This is a genomic window from Psychrobacter sp. SHUES1 (genome assembly GCF_001652315.1).
GTDB classification, from domain to species: domain Bacteria; phylum Pseudomonadota; class Gammaproteobacteria; order Pseudomonadales; family Moraxellaceae; genus Psychrobacter; species Psychrobacter faecalis.
In genome coordinates, this window is record NZ_LXWA01000020.1 from 40,349 (window position 1) to 61,058 (window position 20,710).

Consider the following 20,710-nt stretch of genomic DNA (forward strand, 5'->3'; position numbering starts at 1 on the left):
AAATGAAATAGCAGATGACCTTGGTGGTTGTCTGCTATTTTTTTATGTTGGGTATCGTTATAAGTAGTAGAGATTTGGTTTGCTTTGCTTGATTTTGCTGCGTTAGCGACCTTCAACCACGATAGTCCTACAAAAGTCCTAATGAGTGAGCAGGTTGAGGCTGGGTAATATTGAATGAGTACAACCATTGAACCATTTAAGACAAAACCATGCAAAATAAGACGACAACAATAAATTGTAAAACGACAACTTTATCACGGCTTAACCCATGACCACCACATTTTATACGATTGGACATTCCACCCGTAGTCTTGAAGAGCTGATTAAAATGCTTCAAGCAGCCGATATCGAACTGCTCATCGATGTGCGCAGCTTTCCGCGTTCTCGTACCAATCCTGTCTTTAATATCGATACTTTTCCAAAAGCACTCAGTCAAGTTGGCATCAGTTATCAGCACTGCGCCGACCTTGGCGGGCGACGTCCGAAGCAAAAGCAGGTCGATGAACACATTAATGATCTATGGCATGTGCAGGCTTTTCATAACTACGCGGATTATGCGTTAAGTGATACTTTTCAAGCCGCTCTCGATCAACTTATTCAACTCGGGAAAAAACAGCGCCTTACCCTTATGTGTTCTGAAGCAGTATGGTGGCGTTGCCATCGGCGTATCATTACCGACTATTTACTGCTGCGAGGCCATAGGGTAGAGCATATTATGGGCGTTGGTCGCTTGGATGTTGCCAAGCCAACACCCGGGGCTGAGCTAAAGGGTCAAGGCCAAGTAATTTATCCAGCGGTATAATATAAATAAGAGCTATAAAAAAAAGAGACGCTGTTGGCCTCTTTTTTATAGCTCTTATTTAACAAGACTTATTTAATAAACCTTAATGCAGTTAAGCTTTGGTTGATTTAGCTTATTAAGCTTTGGCTTTATTGGCGGTTTCCGCTTGACGGCGAGCTTCAATCTTAGCTGCTTTGCGCTTTTCAATCACATCGATCACATCGCTACCAATATGCGCTTCACCACGTTTTTTTGCCAACTGCATTTGGTGCTCGCGCTCACGAAAACGCGCTTTTTGCTCTTCGGTTGCTTTATCGATACAGTGCGGGCACGATTCGCCTTTGATATAGGCAGCGCTTTGCATATCATCTTGAGTAATTGGCATGCGGCAAGCAAAACATTGCTCGTAGTTGCCTTTCTCTAAATTGTGATTGACCGAGACACGGTTGTCAAAGACGAAGCAATCGCCTTGCCACATGGACTCGCTGGCTGGAATTTCTTCTAAATATTTTAAAATCCCACCTTCTAAATGATACACCTCTTCAAAACCTTGCTCACGCATAAAGGCTGTCGATTTCTCACAGCGGATGCCGCCGGTACAGAACATGGCGACTTTTTTATGTTTCGCAGGATCGAGCTCTTTTGCCACATACTCTGGGAACTCGCGGAAGGTTTCGGTATTTGGATTAACCGCGTTTTGAAAAGTACCGATTTGAACTTCATAATCGTTACGTGTATCAATCAAAATAACCTCAGGGTCTGAGATAAGCGCATTCCATTCACTTGGCTTCACGTAGCGACCGACCGACTGTAATGGATCGATATTCTCCACGCCCATGGTGACGATTTCTTTTTTGAGCTTCACCTTGGTGCGATAAAAAGGCTGGGCATCGGTATACGACTCTTTAAAAGTAAAGCTGCCGATGGCTTCGATACTGCGCAGATATTCTAAGACATTATCAATTCCTTGGCGGCTACCAGAAATCGTGCCGTTAATACCTTCGCTCGCGATTAATAACGTGCCTTTGACGTCATTCTCTAACATGGTATTTAAAATGGGCTCACGATATTGCTCAAAATCGGTAAAGCGGGTGAACTTATAGAGGGCGGCAACGACAATATTATTGGTGACGCTATCGTATTCGTTGGCGTGAGTTGACGCTTGTACGTCAGTCGTTTGTGAGGTACTCATGTGTTTCTCCTGCTGGCTAGGTCGCAAACCTAGTGCATTGGGCTTAAGGTGCTTTTTAAAATTCACTGTTAAAATGAATTGGTAAGATTCATAACACTAGCGTGGTTGTGGAATTGGCTAATGCGGGCGTAGTTTAACAAATTTTAAAAAGGTTTTGGAGGTTTTATCCTCCTATAATTTCATCGAAATATGACAGATCATAAAAATGGCAAATAAAAAGCCCAGTATGATACTGAGCTTTTTTATATTTACTGTGTAAAGTCTAAATTACAACTTACTTACTTTGGAACCAAGTATCGGCTTTGCTACGCGCGCTAGCGATATCAGCACTTGATAAGTTTAATGCCAATTGACCGATTTTACCGCGTGCTTTATTGCGGACTTTTTCATCCAGCATGCCATCACGGGCAGCCAAGTCGTACCATTTATAAGCATCGACCAGATTTTTTTGCTTTTCATCGAGCAGGGCAAGCGTATAGCTGGCACGGTTATCACCGCGCATCGCGGCTTTTTCTAACCATAGACGCGCTTGTTGCAAGTTAGGTTGAACGCCTTCACCGCGCAAGTACATGATAGCAAGATTCAACTGAGCAGGGGCGACGCCTTGCTGAGCGGCCTTGGTATACCACTGGATAGCTTGCTGGGTGTTTTGGGCGACGCCTTCACCTTTTTGCAAACGCTTGGCTAAGTAAAACTGGGCGTGGTTATTACCTTGGGCAGCGCTGGCAGACAGCTCACTGATAGGCATTAGCTCGAAACGTGAGGTATCAAGTGGCACGTTTGATATTAACTCAGCGTTGGCAAGGCCCGCACAAGAAAACAAGGCAGTAAACAACGCAGCTTTTAATAATTTCATAGCAGCTCCAAAATTAGGCAGTTAATAAGCAAAAGAAAAAGTTGCACCGCTAAAATGGTCTCGCTTGAGACAGTTAGGCGGCGATAACAATTAGGTGAAATTTTGCGCTACCTTCTTACCTAATCATTAGCAATAACATTTATATATTTAGTGGTCGTTACCTCAAATAGAGCCGATAAACGGTTAAAAAATCCGATAAACGGTCGTATATGGGGTATGACTGACACTATTTCGCTAGCTTAACACCCAAACTTACGAAACTCAAATACTAATTACACGATTTAAAGCCTACTTATACCTCGCGGTCCTCAATAAAATCATAGAGTTACTTAAGCGTAAGAATAAATTAACATTCTATTAAGGTTAACATTATTACTTTTTTATTTAAATTTTCGTTAATAACCCGTGCGTAAACCTCACTATTAAGCAGGTTTTTGTTTGGTGACCCGATAAATAGCGACGTCTGCGAGCAGATTGGGTGCTTGTCTGATTAATGCGGTCATCAGCGGCTTATGGCCTTTTTCAGAGTCACTGACCGCAAAGCGATTAATGATATGAATATCATGCTGCGCGCACAGCTGCTCAAAGTCTTTAAAGGTACACAAGTGAATGTTTGGAGTGTTATACCACTCATAAGGGAGCGCTTCTGAAACCGGCATCAGCCCCTTTAAGCCTAAATGCAGGCGGTTTTGCCAATGGGCAAAGTTAGGAAAGGTAATCACGGCTTCACGGGCAACGCGTAGCATATCGAGCAGCAATATATCGGGCGCTTTTACCGCTTGCAGGGCGCGCGCCATAACCACGGTATCAAAGCTATTATCGGCAAAACGATTCAAGCCATCATTGAGGTCTTGCTCGACGATGGATAAGCCTTTAGTGATGGCTTCATTGATTTTATCTTCATCAATCTCAAGTCCATAACCGGTGACGCCTAGATTTTGCTGTAAATGCGCGAGCAGCTCGCCGTTACCGCAGCCTAAATCCAGCACATGCGAGTGCGGCGCTATCCAACGCTCAGCCAATTGATGATCCATTCTCATGAGCGTGCTCCTTTGGCTTTCAAACGATTGGCAATAAATGGCGCGGTCAAAAAGCCTTTAACCGCACCCATATAACGTGGAATATCGAATAAAAACGAATCATGACCGTGCGGGGCGTCGACATTGATATAGCTGACTGGTTTGCCAGTTGCCATCAGTGCGTCGACAATCTCTTGTGAGCGCTCGGGCGCAAAACGCCAGTCGGTGGTAAATGACACCACCAAATATTGGCACTTTGTATGAGCAAAGGCAGCTTTTAGCGCGTTCAGCTCTTTTGCATTGGCTACATTAACGTTATCAGCATTGTCAGCAGTAGCAATATCCGCGCTACTGTTTACCGTTTTCTCAAGCTCTTTCTCAGTAGAATCGGCTTTTACTGCTGCGGCGAGGGAGGTTTCTAGCTCTGCCGATGATTGTATTGATGAGTCTACCGCTGACGGATAATCACGCGTCGGGTCAAAATAATCTAATGCTTTGGTCATCAGCAAATAAGTATTGGCATCGAAGTTTTCGCTAAAGCGTTCGCCTTGATAGCGCAAATAGCTCTCGACCTGAAATTCGACATCATAGCCATACATAAATTTGCCAGACTTTAAATCACGACCAAACTTTGCCTTCATCGCATCATCGGTCAAGTAGGTGATATGACCGACCATGCGAGCAAGAATAAGCCCGCGCCGAGGATAAGTACCCGCCTGTAAGTAACGCCCGTCTTTAAAATCAGGGTCAGAGAGAATGGATTGCCGCGCGACTTCGTTAAAGGCGATGTTTTGCGCAGAAAGCTTTGGCGTACTGGCTATGACCACGCAGCGTTTTAAGCGTTCTGGATAATCGACCGACCATTGCATAGCCTGCATGCCGCCCATCGAGCCACCGACAATGGCATGCCAAACCTCAATACCCAAGCGGTCTGAGAGCATGGCTTGGGTTTTTACCCAGTCTTTGATAGTGACAAGGGGGAAGTCGGGGCCATAAACCTGCGCTTTACCCTCATCGCTTACACTGTCTGGATTGATGGTGGTCGGACCAGTAGAGCCAAAGCAGCTGCCGATATTATTGACGCAAACCACAAAAAACTGATTGGTATCGATGGCTTTATTAGGGCCTATCATATTGTCCCACCAGCCCGCTTTTTTATCGTCGTCACTATGGAAGCCTGCCGCATGATGGCTACCTGATAGGGCGTGGCATATAAGGATAGCGTTTGATTTGTCGCTATTGAGCGTGCCATAAGTTTCAAATATTAAATCGAATGAAGGTAGGGTGCGATTGCACTCCAAGGTCAATGGCTCAGCGAAATGAAAAGTCTGCGGCGTGACGAGGCCAACTGAGCCTACCGAATCGATAGAATCGGTCGCATTAGCAGAATGGTTGGTGGAATGTTCACTGGTACTATCAGAACGTGCGCTCAAAGCTACCTCACAAAACAACAGTTACAGTTATGGATAAAACAATGGTTATGGATAAAAAACGGTTATAAATAAAACAAACCTAGAATCGCGACAATAAGGGGTCCAACTACTTTCTTATTATAAGCTTGTCTATTGTATGGCGATGCGCCTAGGAGTACAACCTTGATAGGCAGTCTTTCAGGCAAAGTATCAGTAGCTGAGGTATTAACGGTGTCGCAATCCTAAACCGCATGTGTTTTGCCCTGCGTTTTTGGTGGATAAAATGCTACACTGATGATAAGTATCAGCCTTTTTATTTAACCATAATTTGGTATGTGATTGACTATCGTCTGCTTAGTATATTTTGATAATTGCCAAGGGTGATTAATTAAGGCTTAATAGTCCTATTGCTAAATAAATGGCTAAAATATATGAGTTTTGAAATTCCTTTTAGCTGATCAAAGCTTATAACTTCACAATAACATAATCCAAGAATAGATAATGCCCTTATGAAACCTCAATTGCCGCCCCGTATTGCCGTTTTACTAGTCAACCTAGGTACGCCAGATGAGCCGACCGCGCCCGCCGTCCGTCGTTATCTAAAACAGTTTTTGTCCGACCCGCGCGTGATTGAAATCCCTCAATTCTTGTGGGCGATTATTTTAAATCTGTTTGTCCTACCAAGTCGCCCAAAACGTGTAGCAAAGGCTTATGCCAGTATTTGGGAAGGCGATTCGCCCATTCGCAAAATATTAAACAGCCAAGTTGAGCTGCTCGAGCCGCGCTTGGCAAATAGCGTGGCGCCATTTCGTGTTTCTGTACATGCAGCGATGAGCTATGGCAATCCGGGTTTGCCTGACGTGATGGATACACTAAAAAGCGAGGGGGTTGACCATTTTGTTATCTTGCCGTTATTTCCGCAGTATTCTGCCTCGTCTGGCGGTGCAGTCTATGATGCCTTGACCAAATGGACGCTAAAGCAGCGCAACTTGCCAAACTATAGCATTGTCAAAGATTACTTTGCGCATCCGCTGTATATTCAAGCATTGGCCAACTCGATTCGCCGCTTTCAAGCCGAGCATGGCAAGCCTGAAAAGCTGATGTTTAGCTTTCACGGGATTCCGCAGCCTTATGCTGATAAAGGCGATCCGTACCCAAAACGCTGTAAATGTACCGCTGCGCAAGTGGCGCACGAACTTGGTCTGCAAGATGACGAGTGGATTATCAGCTTTCAGTCACGCTTTGGTAAGCAAGAATGGGTCAAGCCGTATACCGATGTGGTATTAGAAGATTGGGGCAAATCTGGGGTGCGTTCGGTACAAGTGATTAGTCCGGCATTCTCTGCTGATTGCTTAGAAACACTGGAAGAATTGGCAATCGAAAACCGTGATAATTTCTTAAATGCAGGCGGGCAAGAGTATCATTATATTCCAGCATTAAACCTAGATGAGGCGCATATTGATTTGCTTGAAGCACTCAGTTTGCCGTTGGTTAAAGGCTGGGCTGGTACACTCGATGGCTGGGTTTAATGGTTTTCTTAAGTCAAAAAAATACCGGACATAATGTTCGGTATTTTTTTCTAAATGAATTTCCATTTTATCAGTACATAATGTCTAAAAATTATCATCATTAGAAACTTTAGCCGCATCTCTGTCAGCAATATCGACGATGTCAGGATAATCTTTATCGTCTAAATTGTCTTCAACCAACACCTCATCAATCCGAGCTTCATCGATATTTTGGCGATGTATCGGGGTCAGTCCTTGGGTGGCATCCGTGCCGACTTCAGAATTATTAAATCCTGCGCTATTATCGATGACATCGTCGTCGTCAAACGTATGTAGCATAGGATTGTTTAAATCAATCTCTTGGCTACCGTCTTCATTATCATCAATGCTGCTATCGCCTTCGATATGATCCATCTCTTCTGGTAATGGGGTTTTTGAATTGTCCATGGTTATGTCCTCATTATAGTTATAATTACGATTAAACGGGTTGTTTATAATTATCAAAATTATGCTTATCAGTGTGCCGCGTTATAATTGCAACTAATAGTAGTGAGGTGTCACAGGATGTGCAAAAAATGTAAGGATAGATAAAGAATGGCTGCCAGTACGAGTTAAGTAGGCAGCCATAAAAAGGTTTTAGCGTTCATTATTTTTCTAAAAACTATTTTAGACAGTTAACTTAGAATAATTAACCTAGTAATTGGCATTGCACGGTTCGTGTTGATTTGGCTGATGTAAAATATAATTTTCAAAATCGCCAAGTTTAAACCGCCACAAGTAAATCAAGGCAATCGTATAAATGATCGTCTCGGAAACCTCTTCGACCATTTCTCCGATACTTTCGGGGATAACAATGGCATTTTCGCCCATATATTGTAAGACCGCCAATACAGCGACTGCAATATACAGGCTGATATTAATATCTTTTAATACCGCCCAAAGGTAACGCCATGAATAGGCGAGCAAGCCAATGATGACAAGTAAAATAATGGCAAGTACGTTATCTTCCCACCAATCATAAGAATGGGTGAGGAGTGAGAAATCACTAGGAATAAAGAGCTCTGGTAAGTAGTTTAATTCACGACGAATCACTTCAAAGAACACCAACACAGAGGCTAGCCAAAAGTAGCTGCTTGGTTTGCTGCGGCTTTGTATCACATACTGCGTGCAACGTAGCATACAGACTAACAGGATAATATTACCAGGGATTTCGATGATGCTATCTGAATGTAAAATGGAACGCTCCTAGCTTTAAAAACAAAAAAGCGAGCGCGAAGGCTCACTTTATATCGTAAATTACCGCGTAAAAACCAATATTTAAAGCATTAACAGGTAAAAAACCGTCTAACGTAGACTTATTATACTGCTAAGAAAAGCTTACGGCTATGAGTAATGATAAACGCTATCGTTTAAGCTTTTATTTTATTTAAGTCATTAATGCGCTTCGTCCCAATTACTACCAATATCGGTTTCAACCAATAACGGTACGGCAAAGTTCACATGCCAGCCTTTTGCAACAGCCGTTGTGGTCAACACATCCTGCATAGCGTCGGTAATCAGCTGACGAATGCTATCGACCTTATCGCTATCGACTTCAAACACCAGCTCATCATGGACTTGCAGCAGCATTTTTGCGTGCTCTTTTGGCAATACTTTATCGACCGCTATCATTGCAAGCTTGATTAAATCCGCCGCTGAGCCTTGCAGTGGGGCGTTAATCGCCGCCCGTTCAGCGCCTTGCTTGACCATACGATTGCTATGATTGATATCAGGCGTATAAAGCTTACGGCCTAATATTGTCTCAACATAACCTTTTTCATAAGCGCTGGCACGGGTATTAATCATATAGTCTTTGACGCTTGGATAACGCTCAAAATACATATCGATATAATCTTGCGCCTCGCCGCGGCTCATCTGTAGCTGCTTGGCCAGACCAAAAGCGCTCATACCATAGAGCAGACCAAAGTTAATGGCTTTAGCATTGCGGCGCTCAGTGGCGCTGACCTCTTCAACGGCTTTGCCTAAGACTTCAGCAGCGGTTGCCGTGTGAATATCTAAGCCTTCGTTGAAGGCGCGCGTTAAATTGACATCGCCTGAGAAATGCGCCATCAGACGTAGCTCGATTTGTGAATAATCCGCAGCTAAAATCACGCGACCTTCTGGGGCAATAAACGCTTGGCGAATCAGGCGACCGGTCGCGGTACGAATAGGAATGTTTTGTAAGTTAGGATCGGTTGAAGATAAACGCCCAGTACTGGTCAGTGCTTGATGGTAGCTAGTATGCACGCGGTCAGTCTTGGCATCTGCGACATTATCAAGGGCATCGGTATAAGTGCTTTTAAGCTTCGATAAACCGCGATATTCAAGGACGATTTCAACCAACGGGTGGTCAATCTTTGACAATACCGCTTCGCCAGTCGAGTATTGACCTGACTTGGTTTTTTTACCGCCCGCAACGCCTAGCTTTTCAAACAGCATCTCACCGAGCTGTTTTGGTGAGCCAAGATTAAATGCTTCACCAGCGACTTCATAAGCGCGTTTTTCAAGTGCAATGATTTCTTCGTCGAAACGTTGCGATAGCTCGTTTAAGAATGGGCGCTTGATTAAAATGCCATTTGCTTCCATTTGGCAGAGTATTTCCGCAGTTGGAATCTCTAACTCGTGTAGCAGCTTGGCATTGTTTTTATCTGCCGCCAGTTTTTCGCTAAATAAATCAAACAGCTGATAGGTAATGTCGGCATCTTCACAGGCATAATCGCTGGCCAAATCAATGGTAACTTGGTCAAAACACACTTGCTTAGCGCCTTTACCAGCAACGTCTTCAAAGCTGATAGTTTGCGTATGCAAATAATGGCGTGCCAAATCATCCATACCGTGGCGAGTAGCGGCCGCGTTAATTACATAACTGGCAAGCATGGTATCCATCGCCCAATTATTAGGTTTGTCATGAATACTGCCTAATAAATCGATATCATAAAAGCTAAGAATATGGGCATCATATTTTAAATGTTGACCGATTTTACCAATGTTTGGATTTTCTAAGATGGGTTTTAAGCGCGTCAACACCATATCGCGGTCAAGCTGTTTGGTAATCAGCTCATCGCCTTCTAGATGAGCTAGCGGCACGTAATAAGCTTCGTGAGCTTTTACCGCAAAAGACAAGCCAACCAATTCAGCCTGACGCCAATAAACGCTGGTGGTTTCGGTATCAATGACAAAATGCGGTGCAGATTCTAATAATGTAACCAAGCTATCAAAAGCAGGCGCATCTAAAACCGTGTGCCACGCTTTATCATGACTTTTACTATCTTTGATATTATCGATAACACTTGATTGTAGAGATTTGGCGATTTGCGCTTGCGATTCGGCATCCGCTTGACTGTCGGCAACGCTTTGTGCGCCATTCCCATTAGCATTGGCGGGATGATTGGGATGGTCGAGTGATGCCAACTCATTTCTAAATTCAAGCTCGCTATAGAGTGCGCGTAGCTCATCGATATGGGCGCACGGGTCGGTATTGATTTTTAAATCTCGCCAATCTTGACCAATTTCTAAATCAGTGACGATGGTTGCTAATTGCGCATTAAAGGGAATGTCGTCGGCATATTCGACCAGATTTTTGCCAGCGCGTCCTTTGATATTGGCGACGTTTTTGAGCATGTTATCAATGTTGCCGTATTCGTTAAGCAGGTCTTTGGCGGTTTTTTTACCGATACCGGGTACGCCTTTAATGCCATCAGAGGAGTCGCCCATCAGCGTTAAAAAGTCAATCATTTGCTCAGGATTAATGCCAAATTTTTCCACTACGCCTGCGCTATCAGTGACTTTACCGGTAAAGCTGTCTTCTAATATCACGCAGTCATTAATCAGCTGCATCATATCTTTATCACCGGTCGAGATAACGACGTGATGACCTTCGGCAACGGCGCGATGGGCTAGAGTGCCAATAATATCGTCGGCTTCCGCGCCTTCGATACGTAATAATGGAATCCCTAGCGCCACCACCAAACTATGAATATAAGGAATCTGCTCGGCAAGCTCGACATCCATTTTTGGTCGATTGGCTTTATATTCTTCTGACATGGCATGACGAAAAGTCGGTGATTTGGTGTCAAAGCAGACTGCCATATGGGTTGGATGATAACGACGCATGAGCTTTAATAACGCATTTAACGTCCCACGTATGGCGTTAGTGACCAGCCCTTGAGAGTTTTGCATAGTCTTTGGCAAGGCATGATAGGTGCGAAATAAATAATAAGAGCCGTCGACCAAGATAAAGGGCGGCTGCTCTTTGTTCACATGGCTGGTATCCATCGTTGCCACATTGGGCATGGTGGCAAAGTTTGGTAGCGTATTGGGATTAATGGGCGAGTGCGAGTTGTGATCGTTGTCGGTCATAGAAAGTCACTTATTATTTATTAGGTATAATCAAAAATGAGAAAAAAGATAACCCATTATAACGATAAAAGCGTCGCGTGCCGAATGGCTTAAGAGTTAAGATGTGTACGACTCAAAACGATAGCCAATAAAAAAAGAACCCAGACCAGCTGAGTTCTTTTATCAGTTTTCTTCTGACTAATTAATATTCTTTCTAAGAGTTATTTTACTTCTGACGTCACTTCACTATCGATATTGCCATGGGTGGCTTTCGAATATGGGCAGACTTTATTGGCTTTTTCGACCAGTTTTTGAAATTCATCGGCCGATAGTTCTGTATTTTCACCGATTACGTGAATCTTTACGGCTAATTTAAAGTCCAAACCTTCGCCTTTCATTAAATCTACTGATACTTCGGTAGTCGAGTCAAATTTTGCTTTTTCTTCACCTTTGACCGCTGCCAGTGCGCCATCAAAACAAGCAGCATAACCCATAGCAAATAACTGCTCTGGATTGTTACCGTCTTTACCAGAACCCGGTGCGACCATGTTAATGGTCAAATCACTATCTTTTAGGCTCGCATTACCCGTACGGCCGCCAGTAACGGTAGCTTGTGTAGAATACAATGTTTTCATAACATATCCTTTGTTGTTGGTTTTTATAATTAAATGATTTATCTACTATGTGACCTTCCTTACATGTGATCTTACTTAAAAAGCGATTTTACATAGTAACTCCTTAGATTAGCACAGTGAGCAACGTTGAACGTATCGCGCAAGTTTAGAAATGGTAACTTGCTAAAATGTCTAATCGGAGTTTTCTAAAACCATAATAGTAGGATTTTGATATATAAATAACGATACTATTAATGTAAACTAATCACAAAAAGTATTTTACTAACATATTACAGTAACCAAAGTAGCTAAAAAGCGTTTAATCATAAGGACATTGTTTAATGAATGCCTCGCTAAATAAATGGATTTTATTACCAAGTATCGTCTCTCTAATGGCACTTGCGCTCAGCGGCTGCGAAGAAGAGGACGTGTTTTTTGGCGTAGGCAGTAGCAATAATATAACGCTGAGCAGATTTGCCGATAGCTATGACAGTAAAGCCAATGCGACTGCGATTGCGCGCATCGATGAAACCTACCGTACCGGTAATTATGAGATTAAAACCAGAAATCTTGTCAATAACTACAGCAATCAAAGTTTAAATACTTTAGACAAAACGGTACTAGCCGATAAGTTCGAAGGACGATTGGAACACAAAAATATTGAAGTCAGTGGCCGCACGGTCAAACGGCCTATTTATGAAAAAAACAGCAATAACAAGTTCAATTATCAAACCACTTATAAAACCTTGGACTTGTCAGGTGTGAAAGCCGATGATTACCGTGCAGGCGTTCCGCTAAGCAATAGTCGCGGCATTAAGACGGGCTTAAGTCACTATTCTAAACTGCCAACCAATTTAGCCTTTCCAGCAGGCTCGGTTTGCTATATTCCCGTCGTCAGCAGCGAGCGTAAATTTTTAGCTTTTAACGAAAAAGACAAAACAGGATACTCGTCGCTTGATAAATGGATTGAAGCAGCCGAGGCGCGTTTTAGTGATGATAGAAAGCCTAGAACTACTAAGGTTGGTTATGGCGTAGATAACAAGCAACAAGCGGCGCAAGTGATGTTTTTTGAGTATAAAGACCAACCGGCTTATCAGTACAACGGGGTTGAATATAGTAAAGATATTTATGAAGCCGATTATATCGCCGAAGGCAACAGCAATCCAAATACCAACAGCTTTCGCGGTGTGGTCGATTGCACAATTGTCAATGATGTCGCCGCTGACTTTTTAGAACGAGAAATCAAGCGTTATTATTAAAGCTAAGAGCGCCTAACGCTTAAAGGTTTTTAAAATTTAAAAATATCCGCACTCTCTACTTAGTTAATAGAGAGTGTTTTTTATGCGCTAATTCTGCAACCAAACGCTAAATCCGCTACAATACGCCCATTATTTATCCTATTTATTTAGCGTGATTTCTAAATCACACAACCGTTGAAGCCGAAATTATGAGCGTAGATCCAAAGAAATTAAGCAAAGAAGTCGCCAAACGCCGCACCTTTGCCATTATCTCGCATCCCGATGCGGGTAAGACCACCATGACCGAAAAGCTGCTGCTATGGGGGCAGGCGATTCAGGTGGTTGGTGAAGTAAAAGGCCGCAAAACTGACCGTCATGCGACATCTGATTGGATGAGTATGGAGCAGGAGCGCGGTATCTCTATCACCACCTCGGTCATGCAGTTTCCTTATAAAGACCATATGGTCAACCTGCTAGACACCCCGGGTCACGCCGACTTTAGTGAAGATACGTATCGTACTCTGACCGCGGTAGACAGTGCGCTAATGATGGTCGATGGCGCAAAAGGTGTCGAAGAACGGACCATCAAGCTGATGGAAGTTTGCCGGATGCGTGATACGCCTATCATCTCATTCGTCAATAAACTTGACCGTCAGATTCGCGAGCCGCTTGAGCTACTCAGTGAAATTGAAGCAGTATTAAAGATTAAATGTATTCCGGTCACGTGGCCGATTGGTATGGGGCAAGATTTCGTTGGGGTTTATCATTTAACCGAAAATAAAACTTACCTATATGAAAAAGGTCATGGCGGCGAGATGACCGTCTCTGAGACGCGCGAAGGTTATGATTATCCTGATATCCGTGAGCGCTTGGGCAAGCTGATGTTTGATTCTTTTGAAGAGTCGCTTGAGCTGGTACAAATGGCGCTCGAAGACTTTGAGGTCGATGCGTTTTTAAAAGGTGAGATGACGCCTGTATTGTTCGGGACGGCACTGGGTAACTTTGGCGTCAACATGGTACTTGATACCTTGATTAAATATGCACCACCGCCAAAATCGCATCCGACCAATGAGCGCGAAGTCGCCGCAACCGAAACCGAATTTAGCGGTTTTGTGTTTAAGATTCAGGCCAATATGGATCCGCGTCACCGTGACCGTATTGCTTTTTTGCGCGTGTGCTCTGGCAAGTACGAAAAAGGCATGAAAATGAAGCACGTGCGCTTGGGTAAAGACGTGCGTATTGCCGATGCTTTAACGTTTTTAGCAGGTGACCGTGAAGCGCTAGAAGAAGCCTACCCGGGTGATATCATTGGCTTACATAACCACGGAACCATTTCGATTGGCGACAGCTTTACCGAAGGCGAAGAATTAAACTTTACTGGTATTCCGCACTTTGCTCCTGAATTGTTCCGCCGTGTGGTGCTAAAAGACCCGCTTAAATCAAAAGCGCTGCAAAAAGGTTTACAGCAGTTAAGCGAAGAGGGCGCAACGCAGGTCTTTATGCCGCAGATTAATAACGATTTAATCTTAGGTGCAGTCGGTGTCCTACAGTTTGAAGTGGTCGCCCACCGTCTAAAAGAAGAATATAAAGTGCAATGTATCTTTGAGCCGGTATCGATTGCGACCGTACGCTGGATTCATTGTGATGATGAAGTGGCGCTGGCGAAATTTAAGAAAAAAGCCCACGACCAATTATCAATAGATGGTGGCGGTTATTTAACTTATCTCGCGCCATCTCGGGTGAACTTGCAGCTGATGCAAGACCGCTATCCTGAGATTACTTTTAGCAATACGCGCGAGCATTAAAATCGGAACTTTAATCTTTATACTTACATTTTAAAAGACACGCTATCGTGTCTTTTTTATTAAAAAATTTTTGGTTGTAATCAAATATGAGTTTGTACAAGCGCATTAAGTACTCAAAAACACAAACAGTGCGCCTACAATAGGGCGCAATAGTTACGGTAGAATATCAATAAACCTTATTTGTACGTGAAAGAGGCTATATGAAATCTACAACTGACATTCATAACAATAACTCAAGATTTACTCAACCACTCCCATCTCTACGCAGCGTGGGACGTCTGCTTACGTTGCTAAGTAGTGGCTTATTACTTGGGGCTTTAAGCCTATCAGCTCAGGCGAGTAGCTTGATTAGTCATAGCGAGTATTTGGACTATGAGTTGCCTAAAAAAATACAGGAAAAATGTACAGCGCGTGATAATTGTCCAGATATTGAGGTGAAATACCTTAAGACCAATCATACTTGGATAAATAAGCTTGCCAATGCGCGTATTGATAATTTAGTGGTAAATAGTAAGCCAACGGAGTCCGCGCCCATCACCAAGCAAAGTAGCCCAGCCGAGGTCAAAGCTGCCATCGACGGTTTTGTTAGCGCGCAGTTTGCTGATTTACCCAAAGACAGTATTTTTGTTTATAGCTTAATGGTGACGCCTGAATACTTGGGTCATGTGAATGATTTTGAGCTGTTTGAAATAAACTCTTATGTCTTCACTGGTGGCGCTCATGGCATGCCATATAGCGAGTATCTGATATTTGATCAACAAAGCAAAAAACAAATCCAATTAACAGATATGCTACAGCCTAACAAAAAATCAAAATTTAAAGCTTTAGCTTATGATGCTTATAAAGACTGGGTCAAAACGGTCGATGAAGATGCTGCAAGCTATGAAAAAAACTGGCCATTTACCTTAAGTGAGAACGTAACCTTGACTGATAAAGGGATCGATATTCGTTATCAACATTATGCTATCGGCCCTTACGCATACGGAATGCCCGTACTGAGTATTCCTTACAACAAGCTTGGCGGTATTATAAAACCTCGCTTTATAGCTAAATAATATCAACAATAATTTTAGCCAGTATGAAGATAATTGTATAAGAACAGCCATTTATAGAAAGTTATTAGTTAAAAATAGCCATTGAATATTTTATAAAAATAAGGAGTGATAACATGACAAACCATACAGAAACTGCACATACACCTGTGACGACAGAGGGTGCAACTTGGCAACTTAATGCCCTGACCGAAGCACTAGGCGATCTGACCTTGAGCGTCAGTGACAGCCTGTCTGTTGGACGCGGTAGCGATAATGACGTGGTGCTCGGTAGCAAGCAAGTGTCGCGCAATCACGCGGTCTTGAGCCTATTAAATGGTGAGCTATACGTTAAGGACTTAGAGTCATCGAATGGTACTTTTATCAATGAGCAGCGGATTGAGGGCAATAAATCTCAGCGCCTTAATGCCAATGATACGCTAGGCTTTGCAAGCTTTAACTTTCAGGTAATTGCGCCTGTTGCTGCGACCTTGGATAATGAACAAGCTGCTCCAGCTGTGTCGGATGAGCCAGTATTAAGCGCAAACAGTGATACGTCTACTGAATCGATACCAGCCGCCGCCGAACCTGCCGTTGTAGCGCCAGTCGTTAGCGAAGCACTAGATAAAGAAGCTGATGTTAAAAAGACTGTTGTCGAAGAGCCAGTTATTAAAGAAGCTAGGGTTGATGAGCCCATTGTTCAAGAAGCAATAGTTAAAGAGCCAACAATTAAAGAAACGGTAAACACAGAAACAGTAAACAAAGAGACCGGAATTGATGAAGTATTATCCGCAGCTGATACCAGCGAGCCATCAACTTCACCTACAACTAGCGCACCGGTTGTAGAAGAACCAGCACCGAGCGCCGTTCGTCAGGCTCAATATGACACCGATGCGGCAGCGCATGATAAGACTACGACGACCACCTTGCAAGAAGAGGCGGATCCCGATGTCCTACGTGCTAAGCAAGCCGCTACCGCCCAGTTTTCGGGCACGGCCAATTTGGGTCAGCCGCGCGACCTTGGTACATCAGGTAATAATGCCATGGATCAAGCGCTTAATAATCCTGCCAATGCGGAACAAGCTGAGAAAAAACCGAGTGGTGGCTGGTTTATCTGGGTATTTATTGCTATTTTAATCATTGGCCTCGCGCTATGGTTGTTTAATAAAGGCAGTATGTAAGAGTTCTATCTTTATAAACTAAACGGCATTCTTAAAGAAATAAAGCAGCTGCCCGCTTATAAAGATGATGGATTTCATAAAAAACTATGCAATTTTTATAAAACCATGCAATAAAGACGGGCAGTTTATGCTTTAAATGATGTCTCGTTAATTTAGCTTCGAAAAAAGCTGCAATTTCATATCAGGAAAAATAGCAATACAATCAAGTGTTTGACAGCTTTTATGAAAATAAAGCTAAAAAAAATGAAAAAGGGCTTGCGTCTAGCAAAATATTTGATAGAATAGCCACCACTTTGAGAGAACAAGCCGACTTAGCTCAGTTGGTAGAGCAACTGACTTGTAATCAGTAGGTCGCCAGTTCGATCCCGGCAGTCGGCACCATCTCTTTCAAAGTCGCTTTTTATGAATTTACTTTCAATTGAAGTGATTTATATCAAGCAATCTAGGTGGGATTGGGGAGCGGTCAAACCCAACAGACTGTAAATCTGTCGCGAAAGCTTCGAAGGTTCGAATCCTTCTCCCACCACCATATTTGTTCTAAGTTTGTCCTAGCGCCAAGCATACTCTTTATCTTGTACGACTCTCAATTAGAGTTAAATAATATAAGAGTAAATGCGGGTGTGGTATAATGGTAACACCTTAGCCTTCCAAGCTAATGACGCGGGTTCGATTCCCGCCACCCGCTCCATATATGCACCATCGCAGCAACTATCAAACATCACGACAGTCAGTTATTATTGCTGTATCGTGATATTTTTTTTAGTACAACCTATAGGTTGGCTACTGTAGTTTTTAAAAGCATGCTCATATAGCTCAGCGGTAGAGCACTCCCTTGGTAAGGGAGAGGTCTTGAGTTCAATTCTCAATATGAGCTCCATTTAATGTTCAAGCCTTGTCTATATGCTTTACTATTTTGATAAAGCATCACATTTCGACAAGACAATGTATTTTACAAAAAATTGTAGCAATATCGAATTATAAAATATTGAAAATTATAAATAGAGTGTGGCAGTTAATCATTTAAAGGTGACACTAAGGTGTTGCCTTTTAGTGCTGTCAGTAGGTTTATAAATATATTTTTTAGAAAAAGCTGTTTTGTTGAGATGTGCTAGCATATGGCACAATATGCAAGCGATTGGAAAACAAGTATAATGCCCATATATAAAGATGTGCTTAGCAAGCAAGCATCTTGAATACATTCATTTTAGTAGCTAAACCATAGCGTCAACGGTTTGATGGTTATTACGCATCATGAGCCGTCAAACAGCTATTTACCGATCTTTGATTATTAAAGATTCATCAATAAAGAGGAAATACCCATGGCAAAGGCCAAGTTTGAACGCAGCAAGCCACACGTCAACGTCGGTACCATCGGACACGTTGACCACGGTAAAACAACATTAACTGCCGCTATCGCAACCGTAGCCGCAATCACCTCTGGTGGCGAAGCCAAAGACTACGCAGCGATTGATAGCGCACCAGAAGAAAAAGCACGTGGCATCACCATCAACACCTCACACGTAGAATATGACACCCCAACCCGTCACTACGCCCACGTTGATTGCCCAGGTCACGCCGACTATGTTAAAAACATGATCACCGGTGCAGCCCAAATGGACGGCGCAATCCTAGTCGTATCAGCAACTGACGGCCCAATGCCACAAACCCGTGAGCACATCCTGCTATCACGTCAGGTTGGCGTACCGTACATCATCGTCTTCATGAACAAATGTGACCTTGTTGACGACGAAGAATTGCTTGAGCTAGTAGAAATGGAAGTTCGTGAACTGCTTAACGACTACGACTTCCCAGGTGACGACACCCCAATCGTCAAAGGTTCAGCTACCCAAGCCCTTAAAGGCGACGAAGGTCAATACGGCCAACCAGCCGTTGTAGAACTACTAGGTATCCTAGACACCTACATCCCAGAGCCAGAGCGTGACGTTGACAAAGCATTCCTAATGCCAATCGAAGACGTATTCTCAATCTCAGGTCGTGGTACCGTAGTAACCGGTCGTGTTGAATCAGGTATCGTACGTGTTGGTGACGAAATCGAAATCGTCGGTATCCGTGACACCCAAAAAACCACCTGTACTGGTGTAGAGATGTTCCGTAAACTGCTTGACGAAGGTCGTGCAGGCGAAAACTGTGGCGTACTACTACGTGGTACTAAACGTGAAGACGTACAACGTGGCCAAGTACTAGCCAAGCCAGGTTCAATTACCCCTCACACCAAATTTGACGCCGAAGTATACGTACTGTCAAAAGAAGAGGGTGGTCGTCACACACCATTCCTAAACGGCTATCGTCCACAGTTCTACTTCCGTACCACTGACGTAACTGGCGCAATCCAATTACAAGACGGTACTGAAATGGTCATGCCTGGTGACAACGTTGAGATGGGCGTAGAGCTTATCCACCCAATCGCTATGGACAAAGGTCTTCGCTTCGCAATTCGTGAAGGCGGCCGTACCGTAGGTGCTGGTGTTGTTGCTAACGTCCTTAGCTAAGCATTAAAACCCTAACGCTATTAGAGGAATCTAAGCGTTAAGCAGTAAGAAAAAAGCCATCCTGATAAGGGTGGCTTTTTTTATGGGTCATGAATGAGGATAAGGGGATAAATACTAGGGTCTGTTCTTAATTTGAAAAAATAAATTCCAAAGCTATAAATTATAAGGACTGCTTCATATATAGTAGATTAAAGATTTGCTTATAGATAGCTATAACCCTTATTATATAGCGGTAGCATTTTAAAAATAAAAACACAATAACTTAAATCGGAGTAAATAATGATTACCCATGTACCTGATGTGACTTTCAAAACCCGTGTTCGTGATGAATCTATCGGCGGAGACAACCCATTTAAATGGTATGACCTAACCACAGATGAGTTATTTGCCAATAAAAAAGTGGTGGTTTTCTCTCTACCAGGTGCCTTTACGCCAACGTGTTCGACCAGCCATCTACCTCGTTATGAAGCGCTTTACGATGAATTTAAGGCGTTAGGCGTAGATGAAATCGTTTGCATTTCTGTCAATGATGCCTTTGTCATGTACCAATGGGGCCTAAAGCAAAACCGTGAAAACGTTTTTTTGCTTCCTGATGGTAATGGTGAGTTCACTCGTAAAATGGGCATGCTGGTTGATAAGAGCAATCTAGGCTTTGGTATGCGCTCATGGCGGTATTCGATGTATGTCGATAATAAAGAAATCAAAAAAGTGTTTAAAGAAGCGGGTTTTGATGACAACTGTCCAACAGATCCATTTGAAGTATCAGATGCAGATACCATGTTAGAATATTTGAAAAGTAATGCTTAATCACAATTCTTAAGTGCATTGACGTTTGACTGGTATCATCAGGCGTCGATAAATACTTGAATGCTGAAGCTCAAATACTGTCGAACTGCTTAATCCTTAAGTATAAGGGCTAAGCAGTTTTTTTATGTCTTCTATAAAGATTTTTGGAAGTATTAAACTAGGGTGTGTATAGAATTCAAATGAGTGGCAACCAGATAAAGACACAAGCAAGCATTACCGCTGCTGCATAGCTATCTTTGAGCTTATCATATCGCGTGGCCATGCCCCTAAAATGTTTCAACCTAGCAAAAGCGTTTTCTACCAAGTGACGGCAACGATACAAATACCAGTCTAGTGTGTCATTGTTGCTGTTTTTAGAGTTCGACTTAACGGGTATGAC

The 20,710-nt window shown here is 43.0% G+C and carries 17 protein-coding genes and 4 tRNA genes; 12 read left to right on the forward strand and 9 right to left on the reverse strand.

The genetic code is table 11. The annotated features are described in order from the left end of the window. Window positions 1–268: 268 nt before the first annotated feature. Complete coding sequence (locus A7325_RS01445; RefSeq protein WP_068404005.1) at window positions 269–802, forward strand: DUF488 family protein; 534 nt, start codon at window positions 269–271, stop codon at window positions 800–802. 115 nt (window positions 803–917) lie between these two features. On the opposite strand, the gene A7325_RS01450 is transcribed toward A7325_RS01445, so the two are convergent. The 4 genes from A7325_RS01450 to metX all read right to left on the reverse strand — a co-directional run bounded on the left by A7325_RS01450 (window position 918) and on the right by metX (window position 5,215). Beyond that, window positions 918–1,973, reverse strand: coding sequence for a rhodanese-related sulfurtransferase (locus tag A7325_RS01450; protein WP_068404006.1), 1,056 nt, complete (start codon window positions 1,971–1,973; stop codon window positions 918–920). A gap of 274 nt (window positions 1,974–2,247) precedes the next feature. Next, window positions 2,248–2,829 carry a tetratricopeptide repeat protein gene (locus tag A7325_RS01455; RefSeq protein ID WP_068404007.1) on the reverse strand — a complete coding sequence of 194 codons (582 nt, stop codon included), beginning with the start codon at window positions 2,827–2,829 and terminating at the stop codon, window positions 2,248–2,250. Between the two features lie 422 nt (window positions 2,830–3,251). Beyond that, window positions 3,252–3,869 carry a methionine biosynthesis protein MetW gene (metW, locus tag A7325_RS01460; protein WP_068404008.1) on the reverse strand — a complete coding sequence of 206 codons (618 nt, stop codon included), beginning with the start codon at window positions 3,867–3,869 and terminating at the stop codon, window positions 3,252–3,254. Then, window positions 3,866–5,215: a homoserine O-acetyltransferase MetX gene (gene metX / locus A7325_RS01465; RefSeq protein ID WP_068404028.1), complete on the reverse strand. Its 1,350-nt coding sequence runs from the start codon at window positions 5,213–5,215 to the stop codon at window positions 3,866–3,868. Before metX ends, metW begins: the two co-directional genes overlap by 4 nt. Before the next feature lie 554 nt (window positions 5,216–5,769). Here metX and hemH point away from each other — a divergent pair. Continuing rightward, the gene (gene hemH / locus A7325_RS01470; protein WP_068404010.1) at window positions 5,770–6,789 is read left to right on the forward strand and encodes a ferrochelatase; all 1,020 of its coding nucleotides are present in this window, start codon (window positions 5,770–5,772) and stop codon (window positions 6,787–6,789) included. A gap of 84 nt (window positions 6,790–6,873) precedes the next feature. Here hemH and A7325_RS01475 read toward each other — a convergent pair whose 3' ends face one another. From A7325_RS01475 to A7325_RS01490, 4 genes are all read right to left on the reverse strand, one after another. After that, window positions 6,874–7,215 (reverse strand): hypothetical protein, encoded by a 342-nt coding sequence (locus A7325_RS01475; RefSeq protein ID WP_068404012.1) that lies wholly within the window; start codon window positions 7,213–7,215, stop codon window positions 6,874–6,876. Window positions 7,216–7,461: 246 nt separating this feature from the next. After that, window positions 7,462–7,926 (reverse strand): hypothetical protein, encoded by a 465-nt coding sequence (locus tag A7325_RS01480; RefSeq protein WP_227514914.1) that lies wholly within the window; start codon window positions 7,924–7,926, stop codon window positions 7,462–7,464. 276 nt (window positions 7,927–8,202) lie between these two features. Beyond that, complete coding sequence (polA, locus tag A7325_RS01485) at window positions 8,203–11,166, reverse strand: DNA polymerase I (protein ID WP_068404015.1); 2,964 nt, start codon at window positions 11,164–11,166, stop codon at window positions 8,203–8,205. A gap of 200 nt (window positions 11,167–11,366) precedes the next feature. Further along, on the reverse strand, window positions 11,367–11,780 hold the full coding sequence (locus A7325_RS01490) for an organic hydroperoxide resistance protein (RefSeq protein WP_068404016.1): 414 nt from the start codon (window positions 11,778–11,780) through the stop codon (window positions 11,367–11,369). Window positions 11,781–12,100: 320 nt separating this feature from the next. Here A7325_RS01490 and A7325_RS01495 point away from each other — a divergent pair, with 320 nt between their 5' ends. The 10 genes from A7325_RS01495 to A7325_RS01540 all read left to right on the forward strand — a co-directional run bounded on the left by A7325_RS01495 (window position 12,101) and on the right by A7325_RS01540 (window position 20,331). Continuing rightward, the gene (locus A7325_RS01495; protein WP_068404017.1) at window positions 12,101–13,018 is read left to right on the forward strand and encodes a hypothetical protein; all 918 of its coding nucleotides are present in this window, start codon (window positions 12,101–12,103) and stop codon (window positions 13,016–13,018) included. A gap of 188 nt (window positions 13,019–13,206) precedes the next feature. Beyond that, window positions 13,207–14,802 carry a peptide chain release factor 3 gene (locus A7325_RS01500; protein ID WP_068404019.1) on the forward strand — a complete coding sequence of 532 codons (1,596 nt, stop codon included), beginning with the start codon at window positions 13,207–13,209 and terminating at the stop codon, window positions 14,800–14,802. A 200-nt stretch (window positions 14,803–15,002) separates the two neighbouring features. Then, window positions 15,003–15,857, forward strand: a complete 855-nt coding sequence (locus A7325_RS01505; RefSeq protein WP_082894244.1) for an RsiV family protein — start codon at window positions 15,003–15,005, stop codon at window positions 15,855–15,857. A 113-nt stretch (window positions 15,858–15,970) separates the two neighbouring features. Continuing rightward, window positions 15,971–17,014 (forward strand): FHA domain-containing protein, encoded by a 1,044-nt coding sequence (locus A7325_RS01510; RefSeq protein WP_068404020.1) that lies wholly within the window; start codon window positions 15,971–15,973, stop codon window positions 17,012–17,014. Between the two features lie 305 nt (window positions 17,015–17,319). Continuing rightward, window positions 17,320–17,395: transfer RNA gene (locus A7325_RS01515), tRNA-Thr, on the forward strand. Window positions 17,396–17,459: 64 nt separating this feature from the next. Beyond that, window positions 17,460–17,543 (forward strand) — tRNA-Tyr (locus A7325_RS01520). Between the two features lie 85 nt (window positions 17,544–17,628). After that, window positions 17,629–17,702: transfer RNA gene (locus A7325_RS01525), tRNA-Gly, on the forward strand. A gap of 114 nt (window positions 17,703–17,816) precedes the next feature. Continuing rightward, window positions 17,817–17,891 (forward strand) — tRNA-Thr (locus A7325_RS01530). Between the two features lie 442 nt (window positions 17,892–18,333). Beyond that, complete coding sequence (gene tuf, locus A7325_RS01535; protein ID WP_068404023.1) at window positions 18,334–19,524, forward strand: elongation factor Tu; 1,191 nt, start codon at window positions 18,334–18,336, stop codon at window positions 19,522–19,524. A 279-nt stretch (window positions 19,525–19,803) separates the two neighbouring features. Continuing rightward, window positions 19,804–20,331 carry a peroxiredoxin gene (locus tag A7325_RS01540; protein WP_068404024.1) on the forward strand — a complete coding sequence of 176 codons (528 nt, stop codon included), beginning with the start codon at window positions 19,804–19,806 and terminating at the stop codon, window positions 20,329–20,331. A 175-nt stretch (window positions 20,332–20,506) separates the two neighbouring features. Here the strand turns inward: A7325_RS01540 and A7325_RS13345 are convergent. Continuing rightward, window positions 20,507–20,710: transposase (locus A7325_RS13345; RefSeq protein WP_156508472.1), on the reverse strand; the 204-nt coding region annotated here is incomplete at its 5' end.